This is a genomic window from Flavobacterium sp. GP15, from assembly GCF_014281985.1.
In the GTDB taxonomy this organism is placed as follows: domain Bacteria; phylum Bacteroidota; class Bacteroidia; order Flavobacteriales; family Flavobacteriaceae; genus Flavobacterium; species Flavobacterium pygoscelis.
Genome location: NZ_JACFTC010000001.1, coordinates 389467 through 406375, shown reverse-complemented (window position 1 = coordinate 406375; position 16909 = coordinate 389467). Strand labels below are relative to the sequence as shown.

Below are 16909 nucleotides of genomic sequence, written 5' to 3'. Positions count from 1 at the left end.
AAATTTTAATTAAAAAATTAAAGTATGAAACATCTTAACAAACTATTACTTACTGTAATGATGGTGATGGGACTTAGCTCTCATGCACAAGACAGTAACAATCCATGGGCTATCTCTTTTGGGGTTAACGCCGTGGATACAAAAACAAGTGCTGGTGGAGGAAAAAACTTTTTAGATCGTCATTTTTCTCAACCATTCGCAGTTAAAGACAATTGGAATATTCTTCCATCTGTATCTTATTTAAGTGTGTCTAAATATGTAGGAGATAATTTCTCATTCGGTATTTCTGGATCTGTTAACAAGATCGACAAATATGTGAAATTTAATCCAACAGCTCCAGGTCACGATTCTCGTGGTTATGTAGTTTCTAATCCTGGTGATTTAATGTATTACGGTATTGATGCAACTATCAAATATAGTTTCATGAGTTTAGTTAAATCTAAAGTTATCGATCCGTCTTTATCTGTTGGTGGAGGTTATACTTTCTTCGGAGATAGTAGCTATGGTACTGTTAACCCAGGTGCAGGTTTAACTTTTTGGTTTACTGATAATATCGGTTTAGAACTTGCTACAAAATACAAAAAATCTTTCGGAGATAGAGAAGATGCAGCAGGAGTTCCTGATGCTCCATCTCACTTTCAACATACTGCAGGTCTAATCTTCAAATTTGGTGGAAAAGATACTGACGGTGATGGAATTTATGATAGAGATGATGCTTGTCCAGATGTTGCTGGTTTAAAACAATTCAACGGATGTCCTGATACAGACGGAGATGGTATTCAAGATAGTGAAGATGCTTGTCCAGATGTTGCTGGTTTAGCTGCTTTAAAAGGTTGTCCTGATACTGATGGAGATGGAATTGCTGATAAAGATGATGCTTGTCCAGATGTTGCTGGTTTAGCTGCTTTAAAAGGTTGTCCAGATGCTGACGGAGATGGTGTAGCTGATAAAGATGACAAATGTCCTACTGTTGCAGGTCCAAGAGAAAACGCAGGTTGTCCTTGGCCAGATACTGACGGAGATGGTGTTTTAGACAAAGATGACAAATGTCCTACTGTAAGAGGTACTGTTGCTAATCAAGGTTGTCCAGAAGTTTCAGAAGAAGTTATGAAAACTTTAAATAACTATGGTAAAGTAATCTTGTTTGATTCTGGTAAATCTACTTTCCAAAAAGGAACTTACACAGTTTTACAATCAATCACTTCAATCCTTAAAGAATATCCTTACTCAAAATTCATGATCGAAGGACATACTGATAGCGATGGTAGTAATGAACTTAACCAAGCATTATCTGAAAACAGAGCTGCAGCAGTTAAAAATTACTTAATCGAAAATGGTATTGAAACTGATAGATTAAGATCTACAGGTTTTGGTGAAACTAAACCAATTGCTTCTAACAAGACTGCAAAAGGAAAAGCTGAAAACAGAAGAGTAGAGATTTCTTTGATCAAAGAATAATTTCTTTCTAAATATTTATAGAAAACGCCTCGATTTATCGGGGCGTTTTTTTTATTTTTATACAATGACAAATACCTCCTTTTTAGATAAAATTGCTACTGTTTTAATTGAAGATTACTCTAACACCCTTTCTAATACAATTGTGGTTCTACCCAATAAACGTGCAAAAGTGTTTTTGATTGAAGCCTTAAAAAATCAAGTAGATAGCAATATTCTTTCTCCAGAAATTATAAGTATTGAAGATTTTGTCCAAAATATTGCCGGTATTCGAACTGTAGATCCAATCGAACTTTTATTTGAATTTTATGAAGTTTACCTTTCTATAACGGATAAAACAAATCAGCAAACTTTTGAGCTCTTTGCCAATTGGGCGAAAACACTTTTGCAAGATTTTAACGAGATAGATCGCTATTTATTAGATCCTTCTCACGTTCTTTCTTATCTCAAGGATATAGAAGATATTAAGAAATGGGGAATTGAAGTCGAGAATAAAACAGAATTGTTAGAGAAGTATATTGATTTTTGGAAATTGTTGCCTAATTATTATCAATCACTTTATACGCATCTTTTAAATAAAGGAATTGGCTACCAAGGTTTGATTTATAGAGAAGCAGTTAACAATCTGAATCACTTTACAGATTCTGTTGTCGAGAAGCAATTTGTATTTGCAGGTTTTAATGCATTAAATACTGCCGAGGAGAAAATCATACAACATTTAATAGCCTCTGATCAAGCTAAAATATTTTGGGATGTTGATCAAACCTTTTTAAACGATCCTTATCACGATGCAGGTTTATTTGTAAGACGTTTTAAAGAAAGTTGGAAACATTATAAGTCTAATCCTTTTGAATGGATTGTAGATGATTTTTCGCAATCAAAAAACATCCATGTTATTGGTACACCTAAAACAATTGGTCAAGCCAAAATAGCAGGGAGTATTATTGAAAACGTAATCCATACTTCTCAAAGCCTAGGTGCTAATGGAAAATTAGATAAAGTTGCTGTTGTTCTTGGGGAAGAAAATCTTTTAGTGCCACTTTTGTATTCCTTACCATCAACTGTTGGTGCGTTGAATATCACTATGGGTTATTCAAGTAAAAATAATCCCGCACAGATATTGATTGCTAAATTATTTAAAATGCATACCAACGCTCTGTCTAGAAATAATAACAGTTATGTTTTTTATTACAAGGATGTTCTGGATATACTGACTCATCCATTGGTAGAACCTTATGCTAAAACTACAGCATTAGTCAGTATCATTAATAAAAACAATTATACATTTATTACGCATCAAAAATTAGTGGAATTGAATGCAGTTCCGTCGGAGTTATTTGTTTTATTATTTAAAAAATGGGAAAGTGGCTCTATTCCGGTGCTTGAAAGTATTTCTGAATTATTGTTAACGATAAAAAATAATTTGAGCAATGATAATGAAGAAGAGAAAATTACTAAAGCTTTTGTATTTGCCATTTTTAAAGTTATTAATAAACTAAATAATTATTATTCCAAACACCAACATATTGATAAAATAGAAACACTTTATGCAATTTACAAGCAAGTAATAGATCTTGCCGAAGTTTCATTTGAAGGAGAACCTTTGAACGGTTTGCAAATTATGGGAGTTTTAGAAAGTCGGGTTTTAGATTTTGATACTGTTATTGTTACTTCGATGAATGAAGGAAAATTTCCAGCAGGAAAATCACAAAATTCATTTATTCCTTATGATGTAAAACGCGAATTAGGCTTGCCTACTTTCAAAGAGAAAGATGCTATTTATACGTATCATTTTTATCATTTGTTGCAACGCGCTAAAAACATTTATTTGCTTTATAACACAGAAAGTGAAGGATTAGATGCTGGTGAAAAAAGTCGTTTTATCACCCAACTCGAAGTCGAAAAACAGATCAATCATAATTTAACACATGAGATTTATAATGCTGATCTTCCCGAAACTGCTTATCAACCCATGGTGATTCCAAAATCGGAATCTGTAATGATTCGTCTAAAAGAAATTGCTGATAAAGGATTTTCTCCTTCTGCTTTGACGAGTTATATTCGGAATCCAATTCAGTTTTATTTCCAAAAAATATTGCGCATCAGTGAAGTGGAAGAAGTAGAGGAGAATATTGCCCTGAATACTTTAGGAACGATTATTCATGAAACCTTGAAAGTTTTATATGAACCTTTCATCGGGAAATTCATATCAGAAAGTGATCTAATCAATTGTTTTAAGCAAATAGATGTTGAGGTTCTCAAACAATTCAAACTTGTTTATAAAGAAGGAGAGATTAAAAAAGGTCGTAATTTATTGGCCTTTGAAGTTGCTAAACGAAACGTTTCTAATTTCTTAAAAGTCGAATTAGAAAGTGTGAAAAATGGAGATGCCATTAAGATCATTGCTTTAGAACAAACTTATGAAAGGTCTTTACATCATCCTAGTTTGCCTTTTCCGGTATTAATAAAAGGAAATGTGGATCGAATTGAAGAGCGCAACGGAATAATTCGTATTATTGATTATAAAACAGGAAAAGTTGATAAGGCTAATGTTATGCTAAAAACTTGGAATGGTTTGACAGAAGACATTAAAAGCGATAAAATTATTCAAGTTTTGGCCTATGCTTATATGTATGAGCAGGAAGCAAAAGGAAAACTAATTGAAGCAGGAATTGTATCTTTTAAAAATTTAAAATCTGGATTTTTACCTTTTATTTTTAAAGAAGAAAAAGAATTAAATTCCATTATAAATGAATCCGTTTTGAGTAATTATATCGAACAAATTGTGTTTTTGTTAAGTGAAATTTTAGATAAGAATATACCATTTGAAGAAAAAATTTAAATTATAAAGCTATTAGAAAAGTCGCTAATATATTCGAGTTTTACAAAAGTACTTTGATAATAAATCTATCATTAAGTAGTGTTGTGTGGTTCTTTGTAGGGTTTGAAACCTTTAAATATGTTCTTGTTATTTTTGGATTTTTTATTAGTGTATTGCTCAAAGAAGTGAACTCTAAGAACGAGTATCTGTTTTATTATAATAACGGAATTTCAAAATTATATCTTTTGATTTATGGTTTTATCATGAATTTTATCTTTTCAGTGTTCTTGATTTTGGTCCTTAATTTAATTGTTAAATTGTTATGACTAAAAGAGTTCTAGAAGTGGATAGCGTTCAAAAACAATATAATGGGAAAATTATAATTTCAGATGTTTATTTGAAATGTGAGACGAATGAAGTTGTTGGAATTTTAGGTAGAAATGGTTCTGGGAAATCGACATTATTAAAAATTATTTTTGGTATCGAAGCTGCCGATTTTAAGTTTGTTCGTGTGGACGGTATTGTCAAAGCGAATACTAGCGCTTTAATTAACCAAATTAGTTACTTGCCGCAGGATAATTTTATTCCAAATTCTCTTTCCATTAAAAAGGTTATTGCATTATCTATTGTTAAAGATAAAATAGCGCATTTTTCTGCCGATGATATGATTCAATCCATGCTAACTAAGAAGATAAAGCATTTATCGGGAGGAGAATTACGGTATTTAGAAATTAAATTAATTCTGTACAATGATTCTAAGTTTGTTTTATTGGATGAGCCTTATAATGGCTTATCGCCAATCATGATCGATAAAATTAATAAACTAATTATAGAAAAAGCATCAGTAAAAGGAATTATAATCACGGATCACAATTATGAAAATGTGATCAAAGTATCTACTAAATTAGCCTTGATGAAAGAAGGCAAAATGTTTCATCTAAAAAATAAAGAGGAATTGGTGGAACGCGGTTATTTGAGAGCTGGAATGATTTAAATTTTCTTAAAAAATGCTATTAAAACTTTCAATAAGTTTTCTTGGTTTTCAATATAGCTCATGTGGCCATCTGCATAAGTGATGAGCTCTACTTTTGTTTGTTCTATTTGTTTACTAGTTTCGTGATAAGGAAGTACAGGATCCTTTTCTCCTAAAACCATTAAGATAGGAAATGTCGATAAGTGTAAAACATGTTCGCGATCCGTTCTGATTTTCATTCCTTCCAACGAAGCAACAATTCCTTGTAATGGTGTTTTAAGGGCTTCTTTTTTTACTTTATCAATCTCTAATGCAAGTCTCTCTCTATTGTTTTCGCTAAATAAATTGGCAATAGATAAAGATATGAAATTTACGAAAGACTGTTTTACTGCTTTTACTGCTCGATCTCGATTTATTTTTCGTTCCTCATTGTCTGCTTTTGCGGTTGAGTTTAATAAAGCGATTCCTTTTATATATTCAGGATATAATTCGGCAAAAGCCAAAGCTAAATAACCACCCATAGAATGCCCTACAAAAAAAGCTTTGCGAATGCGCAGTTCTGATAAAACAGCATAAACGGCATCTGCGTGATCTTCCATTGTATGCACATAACCCAAACATTCTGATTCGCCATGGCCTAACAAATCTATAGTAATTACGCGATTTTTTTTGGCAAATTCGGGGACATAAAAATCCCACATAGTTTTATTTTCTAAAAAACCATGAAGTAAAACAATAGCAGTTCCTTTGCCAACATCGGAGTAAGAGATTTGTGTGTTTTTGAATTGGGTTTGTTTCAAAATGGAAAATTAAGTTTTTTGCAAAATTAAGGTTTTAATTTTTTTAAACCCTATAGAGTTATAAGTTCATAGAGGAGAAATCGATAATTATAAATTCTTATTATCTTCTCATTCCGATGAAGGAGGAATCTCATCAAGTTGCTCACTTAATAGAGACTCCTATAATGTTAGTAATGTTTAATTTGCAAAACAAGGTTGATTCTTCCTTCTTTAGGATGAGAATTTAGTGTTGGAAATTATTAAGATTATCAATAATTTAAAATCGGTTATCGCCATCTAATAAATTACCCAATCCGCCTAATAAACTGCCTTCTTCACGACTTTTTCCGCCAGCTCTGGGTGCCGATGCAATTATTCTATCGGCTAGTCTGCTAAAAGGTAAAGATTGTATATATACTGTTCCTGGCCCACGAAGTGTGGCATAGAATAATCCTTCACCACCAAAAATAGAATTCTTGATTCCGCCTATAAATTCAATATCATAATCGACATCTTTCGTGAATCCTACGATACAACCAGTGTCTACTTTTAGGATTTCACCAACTGCTAATTCTTTTTTGGCTAATGTTCCTCCAGAATGCACAAACGCCATTCCGTCGCCTTCTATTTTTTGCATGATAAAACCTTCGCCACCAAATAAGCCACGACCCAATTTTTTAGAAAATTCGATTCCGATAGCAACTCCTTTTGCAGCACAGAGGAAAGAGTCTTTTTGACAAATAAATTTTCCTCCAAAATGTGTTAAGTCTATTGGGATAATTTTTCCGGGATAAGGAGCAGCAAATGAAACTTTGCTTTTTGTATTATTCTGATTGATGAAGGCGGTCATAAAAAGACTTTCGCCAGTTAGAACTCGTTTTCCAGCACTTAATAATTTGTCAAACAAAGTATTTTGTTGTGCCGATCCATCGCCAAATATAGTTTGCATCTGGATATTATTGTCCATCATCATAAAACTGCCCGCTTCGGCAATTACTATTTCTTGTGGGTCTAGTTCTATTTCTACATATTGCATTTCCTCGCCATATATGTGATAATCTATTTCGTGTGCTTGCATGATTGTATGTTTTAAGTTTATTATTTCTTTTTTAGTTCTAACAATATTTTTGTGTGATTCATTTACCGCACAGACATAATGTTATTGTTTTGATAATTAAAAGTAAACAAAGTCTTTGTAACCTCGATAATTAACAAATGTTTGAACTCAAATTATTACTTGCGAAGTTCATTTTTAAAATTATTACAAAAAAACTAAAATAATAGGTTTGTTAAATAGGTCTAAAATAGATAGGTAAAGTTACAGTTTTAGAAATTTTTTTAGAATTGGCGACATTGAAATTGATGGTTTCTCGTAAACTGCGCAAGGGATTGCAACAAAAAGCCCACAGCTTCGCATTTTTATGCGTTGCGAGGACTTGTAGTGAATAGCCCGACCCAACTGTAGTTTACGGAAGTTGGGTTGCGCCCAAAAAAAATCGGTTTACATTGCTGCAAACCGATTTGTGCTCTATAATTAAAGGGTGTTAAGAATTCATTAATTCCTCAATTTCTTCGATTTCGATAGGAATGTTGCGCATCATATTGAAGGGTTCGCCACTTTCTTGAACGATTAAATTGTCTTCTAATCTAATTCCGAAACCTTCAGCAGGGATATATATTCCTGGCTCAACAGTAAAGACCATATTGGCTTGCATTGGTTCAGTCAGGATTCCGTAATCGTGCGTGTCTAAGCCCATGTGGTGTGAAGTTCCGTGCATGAAATATTTCTTGTACGCTGGCCAGTCTGGATTTTCGTTCTGAACATCAGCTTTGTCAATTAAGCCCAAACCAAGTAATTCTGAAGTCATGATTTTCCCTACTTCAATATGGTATTGTTTCCATAATGTTCCTGGAGTAAGCATTTTTGTAGCTTCATTTTTCACCCTTAAAACGGCGTTGTAAACGTCTTTTTGTCTGTTTGAATATTTTCCTGATACTGGAATTGTTCGGGTCATGTCACTAGAATAATTAGCATATTCTGCCGCAACATCCAGTAATATTAAATCTCCCGCTTTACACTGTTGGTTGTTTTCAATATAATGTAAAACGTTCGCATTATTTCCGGAAGCAATAATTGGCGTGTAAGCAAATCCTTTAGAGCGATTTCGAACAAATTCATGAATCAGTTCGGCTTCAATTTCATATTCGGTTACGTTAGGTTTAACAAAAGAAAGTAATCTTCTAAAACCTAGCTCGGTAATATTACATGCATTTTGAATTAAATCGAGCTCTTCTGTTTCTTTTACAGAACGCAAACGCTGTAATATTGGGTTACTTTTTGCGACTGTATGTGCTGGATATTTGTCTTTCCACCATTTTACAAAACGAGCTTCACGAGTTTCTGTTTCTACAGTGGCACGGTAATGCTCATTGGTATTGATATAAATAGTATCAGAATGTGTCATCATTTCGAATAAAATCTTTTCGAAATCTTGTAACCAATAAACGGTTCTAATTCCAGAAACTTCAAAGGCGCGTTCTTTTGTGAGTTTTTCGCCTTCCCAAATCGCAATAAGTTCGCTTGTTTCTTTTAGGAATAAAATTTCTCTTTGGTGCTCATAAGGAGCATCTGGAAAAAGTAATAAGATGCTTTCTTCTTGATCTACACCACTTAGATAAAAAATGTCTCGGTGTTGTGCAAAGGGTAAAGTACTATCAGCAGAAACGGGATATATATCGTTTGAGTTGAAAATCGCAACACTTTTTGGCTTCATTTGAGCCATGAACTTTGCGCGATTTTTTATGAATAAACTGCGATCAATTTGATGGTATTTCATAACAATTCGTTTTAAACTTTTAATTACTCAAAAATACTAAGTTTATATCGTTTTAAGTTATGCATTTGGTAAAATTTAATACAAAAGACAAAGCATATCATTTTAAAATTAAATTTTAAATGATATGCTTTGTCTAGATTCTATAATTATTTATAGTCTGTGCTGTCTTTTTTGAATAATATTAAAACTGTGCGGCTTCAGTTGAATCTTTCATCGCAGTAGTAGATGATTTTCCTATAGTTACAGTGTTTTGCACGGCATCAAAATAAGAGGTTCCTACAAACCCTTGGTGTTTAACTGCTTTAAAACCGTGTTGCTGCAAAGCAAATTCGCGCTCTTGCAATTCAGAATAACCAGCCATTCCTCTTTCTTTATACGCTTTTGATAATTCAAACATACTTGTATTCAAGGCGTGGAAACCTGCTAATGTAATAAACTGAAATTTATAACCCATTGCAGCAAGATCTTCCCTAAAAGTTTCCATTTCAGCCACTGATAATTTTGCAGCCCAGTTGAAAGAAGGAGAACAATTGTATGCTAACATTTTTCCTGGAAATTTAGCATGAATTCCTTCTGCAAATTTTCTAGCATAATCTAAATCAGGATTGCTAGTTTCCATCCAAATTAAATCAGCATAAGGTGCGTAACTTAATCCTCTGTCAATGCCTTGTTCTACGCCACAATTTACATAGAAAAATCCTTCTCCAGTTTTTTCTCCTGTAATGAATTTTGCATCTCTAGGATCAATGTCACTTGTAAGTAAATTGGCTGCATCTGCATCTGTTCTTGCTACCACAATGGTTGGTGTTCCCATAACATCTGCTGCTAAACGGGCAGCAATCAGTTTGTTAATCGCTTCTTGTGTAGGTACCAATACTTTTCCGCCTAAATGACCGCATTTTTTTGCAGAACTCAATTGATCTTCAAAATGAACTCCAGCAGCACCAGCCTCAATCATTGCTTTCATTAATTCAAAAGCATTTAAATTTCCACCAAAACCAGCTTCGGCATCTGCAACTATTGGAACCAAATATTCTTTTTTATCCGCAGTTCCGTTTACTACTTGTATTTGGTCTGCTCGCAACAATGCATTGTTTATTCTTTTTACTACTAAGGGAACACTATTAGCAGGATATAAGGATTGATCAGGATACATTTCCCCAGCTACATTAGCATCAGCTGCAACTTGCCAACCACTCAAGTATATGGCGTCAAGTCCGGCTTCTACTTCCTGAATGGCTTGGTTTCCGGTTAGCGCTCCAAGACCAGCTACAAAGTCTTGGGCATTTAATTTATTCCAAAGATTGTTTGCTCCAATTCTGGCCACACTATGTTCTATTTGGTAAGATCCTTGTAATTTTACTACTTCTTCAGCAGTGTAAGGGCGCTGAATTCCTTCCCATCTTGGGTTTGTAAGCCAATCAGTAACTAATTCTTGTATTCTTGTTTCTGTAGTTTTCATGTTTGTATTTTTTTGGTTGTGTGTTAATAGTTTTTAGTATGTGTTATAGATATTTATATCCTGGAATAGTCAGAAACTCGATGAATTTATCGTTTACTACTAAGATGTCTAGTAATTGCTCTGCTAATCTGTATTTTTGTTTATCGTGATTTTCGTCACCCACTAATTCTCTAATTTTTTCAAATTCCTCCATCGCCAAACGATGATAGTATTTTTCGCAGAGTACTTTTTGATTGTCCAAAACCATTTTGTTTTGAAGCCATTGCCACAACTGTGATCTCGATATTTCGGCAGTAGCAGCATCTTCCATTAAATGGTGTAATGCAGCAGCGCCTTGTCCGTTAAGCCAAGAGGCCATGTATAAAACAGATATACTAATGTTTTTTCGAACTCCTTCTTCAGTAATGGTTCCTTTTGGAGTTTCAAGTAAATCGCTTTCTGTAATGTTTAAATCCGCTCTCTTGATGTGAATTTGATTCTTTGTTGGCATGTAGTTGTCAAATACTTTCATGGCTAACGGAACTAAATCTGGATGAGCCACCCAAGTGCCATCATGACCATTTTTCACTTCTCTTTCTTTATCAGCAATTACTTTATCAAAAGCAATTTTGTTAGCTTCTTCGTTGTTTTTAATCGGAATTTGTGCTGCCATTCCGCCTATTGCATGGATGTTGCGCTTGTGGCATCTCTGAATTACCAATTGCGAATAAGCACACATAAAGGGAGCTGCCATTGTCACCTGATCTCTATTTGGAACTATAAATGCAGGGTTTTTTCGTAATTTCTTGATATAGGAAAAAATATAATCCCAACGTCCGCAATTCAATCCCACAATATGATCTCTTAATTCGTAGATGATTTCATCCAATTGAAAACTGGCAGTAATCGTTTCTATTAAAACGGTAGTTTTAAAAGTCCCTTTTTTTACACCTAAATACTCTTGCGTAAATTCGAAGACTTCGTTCCACCATCTTGCTTCTAGATAATGTTCCAATTTTGGAATATAAAAATAAGGAGCCGTTCCGTTTTCTATAAGTTGTTTGTGATTATGAAATGCGTAAAGTCCAAAATCGATCAAAGATCCTGAGGCTTGTTCTTGATTTATCAAAATATGCTTTTCAGATAAATGTAAACCTCTTGGTCGCACTATTAAAACTGCAGTTTTTTCGTTTAAAGTGTATTTTTTATTTTTTAGCTTGTCTTCTAAAGTGATTGTTTTATTGACTGCGTCTTTTAAGTTTTGTTGGCCGTTCATCAGATTGCTCCACGTGGGTGAAGTGCTGTCTTCAAAATCTGCCATAAAAGTTCTAGCGCCAGAATTTAAGGCGTTGATCACCATTTTTCGGTCTACGGGTCCTGTTATTTCAACTCTTCGATCCATTAAATCATTTGGAGTCTGAGCTGCTTCCCAATTTCCTTCTCTAATACTTTTCGTTTCAACAGGGAATTGAGGTAACGCACCTTTATCAAACAAGGCTTGTTGCTTTTCTCTCTCCGATAAAAGTTCAAGTCTTTTTTTATTGAATTTTTCATGAAGTAAAGACAAAAAAGTCATTGCTTCGCCAGTTAAGATCTCCGGATAGTATTCGGTAGTTTCTTTTGAGAAATTTAACAAATTTTCAGAATATACTTCTTTTAAATCCATTTTTAAACGTTTTTAATTTAACACTTATGATTTTTGTTTGAGAATATTTCATTCTTGAACATTGCAATACTACAAAAAGTTTTTTATAAAACAAGCGAACGTACGCTAAAATTGAAAAATATTTTTTTTGCGTAAGAATTTAATTTTTCTATCTTTGAAATATGAACATTGAAAAGGATTATATTAAACTGATTTTTGGGTTAAAACTCAAACAAGCGCGTACCAATAAGAATTTATCTTTGTTTGGTTTGGCCAAGATTACGGATTTGTCAAAATCGTATTTAAACGAAATTGAAAAAGGCAAAAAGTATCCTAAAACAGATAAGATTGTTCTTTTGGCTGAAAAATTAGAAGTTTCCTATGACCACATGGTTTCATTAAAATTAGATAACAATCTTGCGCCTATTGGAGAAATTTTGAAATCGGGTATTTTAAAAGAGATTCCATTAGAGGTTTTTGGAATTCAAGAAAATGATTTGATCGATATCATTGCAAATGCTCCTGCAAAAGTGAATGCGTTTATCAGTACGATTATCGAAATAGCGCAGCATTATAACCTCACAAGAGAAAGCTTTTTTTTGGCAGCGTTGCGATCATATCAAGAAGCACACAATAATTATTTTGAAGATTTAGAGCAAAAAGTATTAGATTTTTCTAAAGCTTTTCATGTAAATATCGAAACTACAATTTCTATTGATGAACTAGCAGCCATACTTACAGAAGAATATGGGTATACTATAAAAGAATTGGTTTTTTCTGAGCAAAATGAATTAGGAGATTTAAGATCAATATTTGTGCCTAAGAGCAAAACTTTGTTGCTTTCAGAAGGTATCGATCAACCTCAAAAAGCATTTATATTAGCCAAGGAAATTGCGTACAATTTTCTTGAAATTACGGAGCGATTGTACACTTTTAGCTGGATTAAATTTGATAATTTTGATCAGGTTTTAAATAATTTTTATGCCTCTTATTTTGCGGGAGCATTGCTGATACAAAGACAAAAACTGATCGATGAATTAAATTTATTTTTGGCCAAAAAAAATCCGAAGCCACAGGAAATGATTGCTTTAATGAGTGGTTTTAATGTGTCTCCAGAATCTTTTTATCAAAGATTAACGAATATTTTGCCTAAGGATTTTCAATTAAAAAATCTCTTTTTTCTAAGGATGTCTCACAAAATTGGAACCGATACATATCAAATAAAAAAAGAACTACACATTACCAATCAGCAAGAGCCTCATGCAAATGAAATGAATGAGCATTATTGCCGAAGATGGGTTTCTATTCGTACTATTGAAGAATCTTTAGCGCAGAAAAAGAGTCATTTTTTTGATGCCCAAATATCTAGTTATGATAATAGTAAGAATGAATATTTAGTTTTTTCATCTGCCACGCCGGATCCTTTTAAAGAAGATTGTATTCGAAGTATTTCTGTTGGAATTTTGATCACTCCTGCGGTTAAGAAAAAATTTAAATTCATGGAAGACGATGCTTTAGCCAAGCAAGTTGTTGGAGTTACTTGCGAAACTTGTGCAGTTAAGAATTGTTTAGAAAGAGCTTCTCCTCCCATTCAATTAGAGCAGAAAATAAGAAATGAAAATACGGATTCTATTGTGCAACAATATGTTGCAAAATATAGTTAATTTAAAATATTTTTTAAATTTCAATTAAAGAAAACACATCTCTTTTTTTTGCTAATTATTAGCATAAAAATTCAATTAGTTTTTAACGAGGATTTTTAATAATCAATTTTTAAGTTTTTTTAATTGTGAAAATTGGTATGTTTTAATTTAAAAAAATAGTTTTTCATTATTCTTTTTGTATCCTCTAATCAATTTTGAAATTAAATAAAAAAGAGAATAATCGCGTTGCTTTATTACTACAAATCTGGCATTATAGATTTTTTTTATGACTTTAAAAATTTTATATGATTTTAATTATAGAATTGTTATTTTTAAGTTGTTTTTATTGCTTTTTTTTAAAATATACTTTCAAAGTTGGAAAGAATTTTCATAGATTTTTTGTTTAACTATTTTGAAGTATTTTTTCAAAACAGCCTTGCTATTTAAGGAATTCTCGGAATTTTAGATAAAACACTTTAAATTCATTATAAATAACATTTAAAAGGTTGTAGGTACTGTCTAATTGGTTTATTTTTGTAATATTTTTTAAAACAAATTATTCTAATATTATGGCAAAATCTGCATTATTGAAGTCGTCAATAGCTAAAAAAGTAGCAATGGCGCTTTCAGGAATCTTTTTGATGTTGTTTCTAGCACAGCATTTCTTCATTAACATGACGTCGGTTTTTAGTTCGTCTACTTTTAATTCTATTTCTCATTTCATGGGAAACAATCCGTTGGTTCAATATGTTATTCAGCCAATATTAATTCTTGGAGTGATTTTTCACTTTATAATGGGTATTGTTCTAGAGCTTAAAAATAGAAGTGCAAGACCAATTGCGTATGCTAAAAACAACGGAGCGGCTAATTCTTCTTGGTCTTCAAGAAATATGATTATCACTGGATTGGTGATTTTTGCATTTTTAGGAGTTCACTTTTATGATTTTTGGTTTCCGGAAATGGTTTACAAGTATGTTGATGTTAATCCATTAAACGAGACAAGATATTTCCACGAATTAGTGGCGAAATTTGAAAGTCCGGTTCGTACTGCTTTGTACTGTGTATCTTTCCTTTTATTGTCATTACACTTGTGGCACGGTTTCAATTCTTCAATGCAATCAGTGGGTTTCAACAATAAGTATTCCCGTTCATTACATAAATTAGGATATGTTTTCGCGATAGTAGTTCCTTTCGGATTTATTTTTATTGCATTATTTCATCATTTCAATCATTAATATTCAATTATAATGGCATTAGATTCAAAAATACCAAATGGCCCAATTGCGGACAAATGGACAAATTATAAAGATCATATTAATTTAGTTAACCCTGCAAACAAACGTAATCTTGATGTTATTGTTGTTGGTACAGGATTAGCTGGAGGTTCAGCTGCTGCAACTTTAGCAGAGTTAGGATATAACGTTAAAGCATTTTGTTTCCAAGATTCACCACGTCGCGCGCACTCAATCGCGGCACAAGGTGGTATCAACGCTGCAAAAAATTACCAAGGAGACGGAGATTCAACTTTCAGATTGTTTTACGATACTGTAAAAGGAGGAGATTACCGCGCTCGTGAAGCAAACGTGCACCGTTTAGCTGAAGTTTCTACAAATATTATCGACCAGTGTGTGGCTCAAGGAGTTCCATTGGCACGTGAATATGGTGGATTATTAGACAATAGATCTTTTGGTGGAGCATTAGTTTCTAGAACTTTTTATGCTAGAGGTCAAACAGGTCAGCAACTTTTACTAGGAGCTTACTCTGCAATGAACCGTCAAATAGGTCGTGGAAAAATAAAAATGCACAACCGTCACGAGATGCTAGATTTAGTAATTGTAAACGGAAAAGCAAGAGGAATTATCGCTCGTAACTTGATTACAGGTGAAATAGAAAGACATTCAGCTCACGCAGTTGTAATTGCTTCTGGTGGATACGGTAATGTATTTTTCCTTTCTACAAATGCAATGGGATCTAACGCTACTGCAGCTTGGAAAATCCACAAAAAAGGAGCGTTTTTCGCTAATCCTTGTTATACACAAATTCACCCAACATGTATCCCAGTTTCTGGAGATCACCAATCGAAATTGACTTTGATGTCAGAATCATTGCGTAATGACGGTCGTATTTGGGTTCCTGCAAAATTAGAAGATGCACAAGCAATTCGTGATGGTAAAAAAAAGCCAACAGAATTAACTGAGGCAGAAAGAGATTATTACTTAGAAAGAAGATATCCAGCTTTTGGTAACTTGGTTCCTCGTGATGTTGCTTCTCGTGCTGCCAAAGAAAGATGTGATGCTGGTTACGGTGTAAATAAAACTGGTGAAGCTGTATATCTTGATTTTGCTGCGGCAATTCAACGTTACGGAAAAGAGCAAGTTTTAATTCGCCACTTAGATGCAAACGATAAAGAACTGATCATTAAATTAGGAACAGAAGTAGTTTCTAATAAGTATGGTAATTTGTTCCAAATGTATTATAAGATTGTCGATGAAGATCCATATAAAACTCCAATGATGATTTACCCTGCGGTACATTACACAATGGGTGGTACTTGGGTTGATTATAATTTACAAACTACAATTCCAGGTTGTTTCTCTATTGGAGAATCTAACTTCTCTGATCACGGAGCTAACAGATTAGGAGCTTCTGCTTTGATGCAAGGTTTAGCTGATGGTTATTTTGTATTGCCTTACACAATAGGTGATTATTTATCTCCTGATATTAAAATGGGACCAATCTCTACTGATACTCCTGAATTTGCAGCAGCAGAGAAAAATGTGAAAGACCAAATCGAAAGATTCATGAACACTAACGGAACACATTCTGTTGACTATTTTCATAGAAAATTAGGAAAAATTATGTGGGATAAAGTTGGAATGGCACGTAACGAAAAAGGATTAAATGAAGCGATCGCAGAAATTGCAGCTTTACGTGAAGAATTTTACAAAGACGTAAAAATCCCTGGTGTTGCTAATGGTTTTAATCAAGAATTAGAAAAAGCGACTCGTGTTGCCGATTTCTTAGAATTAGGAGAATTGTTCGCTAAGGATGCATTACATCGTAATGAATCTTGTGGGGGTCACTTCCGTGAAGAATATCAAACTCCAGAGGGTGAAGCGCAACGTGATGATGAAAATTTCGCGTATGTAGCAGCTTGGGAATACACAGGAAAACCTAGTGATGCTGTTTTACACAAAGAGCCATTAGTGTTTGATAACGTGAAACTAGTTCAGAGAAATTATAAATAGAAATTAGTCCCAAGTCTAAAGTTCAAAGGCCTGAAATATAGCGCTTTTGAAATTCGGCTTTCTGACT

At 33.4% G+C, this 16909-nt stretch carries 11 protein-coding genes; 6 read left to right on the top strand and 5 right to left on the bottom strand.

Annotation, left to right across the window (positions count from 1 at the left end; genetic code table 11):
• Window positions 1-24: 24 nt before the first annotated feature.
• The 3 genes from H2650_RS01870 to H2650_RS01860 all read left to right on the top strand — a co-directional run bounded on the left by H2650_RS01870 (window position 25) and on the right by H2650_RS01860 (window position 5270).
• Entirely contained in the window at window positions 25-1458 is a 1434-nt protein-coding gene (locus H2650_RS01870; RefSeq protein WP_188049061.1) for an OmpA family protein, read from the top strand.
• Between the two features lie 64 nt (window positions 1459-1522).
• On the top strand, window positions 1523-4297 hold the full coding sequence (locus H2650_RS01865) for a PD-(D/E)XK nuclease family protein (protein WP_188049060.1): 2775 nt from the start codon (window positions 1523-1525) through the stop codon (window positions 4295-4297).
• A 301-nt stretch (window positions 4298-4598) separates the two neighbouring features.
• Window positions 4599-5270 (top strand): ATP-binding cassette domain-containing protein, encoded by a 672-nt coding sequence (locus H2650_RS01860; protein ID WP_188049059.1) that lies wholly within the window; start codon window positions 4599-4601, stop codon window positions 5268-5270.
• Here the strand turns inward: H2650_RS01860 and H2650_RS01855 are convergent.
• The 5 genes from H2650_RS01855 to aceB all read right to left on the bottom strand — a co-directional run bounded on the left by H2650_RS01855 (window position 5267) and on the right by aceB (window position 11972).
• Complete coding sequence (locus tag H2650_RS01855; RefSeq protein ID WP_188049058.1) at window positions 5267-6049, bottom strand: alpha/beta fold hydrolase; 783 nt, start codon at window positions 6047-6049, stop codon at window positions 5267-5269. The two genes, H2650_RS01860 and H2650_RS01855, sit on opposite strands and share 4 nt — an antisense overlap.
• Window positions 6050-6305: 256 nt before the next feature.
• Complete coding sequence (locus H2650_RS01850; RefSeq protein ID WP_188049057.1) at window positions 6306-7106, bottom strand: TIGR00266 family protein; 801 nt, start codon at window positions 7104-7106, stop codon at window positions 6306-6308.
• Between the two features lie 466 nt (window positions 7107-7572).
• Entirely contained in the window at window positions 7573-8865 is a 1293-nt protein-coding gene (locus H2650_RS01845; RefSeq protein ID WP_188049056.1) for an aminopeptidase P family protein, read from the bottom strand.
• Window positions 8866-9046: 181 nt separating this feature from the next.
• The gene (gene aceA / locus H2650_RS01840) at window positions 9047-10327 is read right to left on the bottom strand and encodes an isocitrate lyase (RefSeq protein WP_188049055.1); all 1281 of its coding nucleotides are present in this window, start codon (window positions 10325-10327) and stop codon (window positions 9047-9049) included.
• Window positions 10328-10370: 43 nt separating this feature from the next.
• Complete coding sequence (aceB, locus tag H2650_RS01835) at window positions 10371-11972, bottom strand: malate synthase A (protein WP_188049054.1); 1602 nt, start codon at window positions 11970-11972, stop codon at window positions 10371-10373.
• Between the two features lie 161 nt (window positions 11973-12133).
• Between aceB and H2650_RS01830 the strand changes: the two genes are divergently transcribed.
• From H2650_RS01830 to H2650_RS01820, 3 genes are all read left to right on the top strand, one after another.
• Window positions 12134-13615 carry a helix-turn-helix domain-containing protein gene (locus H2650_RS01830; protein WP_188049053.1) on the top strand — a complete coding sequence of 494 codons (1482 nt, stop codon included), beginning with the start codon at window positions 12134-12136 and terminating at the stop codon, window positions 13613-13615.
• A gap of 548 nt (window positions 13616-14163) precedes the next feature.
• Window positions 14164-14829, top strand: a complete 666-nt coding sequence (locus H2650_RS01825) for a succinate dehydrogenase cytochrome b subunit (RefSeq protein ID WP_188049052.1) — start codon at window positions 14164-14166, stop codon at window positions 14827-14829.
• Window positions 14830-14841: 12 nt separating this feature from the next.
• Window positions 14842-16842 carry a fumarate reductase/succinate dehydrogenase flavoprotein subunit gene (locus H2650_RS01820; protein WP_188049051.1) on the top strand — a complete coding sequence of 667 codons (2001 nt, stop codon included), beginning with the start codon at window positions 14842-14844 and terminating at the stop codon, window positions 16840-16842.
• Window positions 16843-16909: the final 67 nt, after the last annotated feature.

Coding starts and splice junctions, on each gene's coding strand:
- H2650_RS01870 (WP_188049061.1), top strand. CDS start 25: ATGAAACATCTTAACAAACTATTACTTACTGTAATGATGGTGATGGGA.
- H2650_RS01865 (WP_188049060.1), top strand. CDS start 1,523: ATGACAAATACCTCCTTTTTAGATAAAATTGCTACTGTTTTAATTGAA.
- H2650_RS01860 (WP_188049059.1), top strand. CDS start 4,599: ATGACTAAAAGAGTTCTAGAAGTGGATAGCGTTCAAAAACAATATAAT.
- H2650_RS01850 (WP_188049057.1), bottom strand. CDS start 7,106: ATGCAAGCACACGAAATAGATTATCACATATATGGCGAGGAAATGCAA.
- H2650_RS01845 (WP_188049056.1), bottom strand. CDS start 8,865: ATGAAATACCATCAAATTGATCGCAGTTTATTCATAAAAAATCGCGCA.
- aceA (WP_188049055.1), bottom strand. CDS start 10,327: ATGAAAACTACAGAAACAAGAATACAAGAATTAGTTACTGATTGGCTT.
- aceB (WP_188049054.1), bottom strand. CDS start 11,972: ATGGATTTAAAAGAAGTATATTCTGAAAATTTGTTAAATTTCTCAAAA.
- H2650_RS01830 (WP_188049053.1), top strand. CDS start 12,134: ATGAACATTGAAAAGGATTATATTAAACTGATTTTTGGGTTAAAACTC.
- H2650_RS01825 (WP_188049052.1), top strand. CDS start 14,164: ATGGCAAAATCTGCATTATTGAAGTCGTCAATAGCTAAAAAAGTAGCA.
- H2650_RS01820 (WP_188049051.1), top strand. CDS start 14,842: ATGGCATTAGATTCAAAAATACCAAATGGCCCAATTGCGGACAAATGG.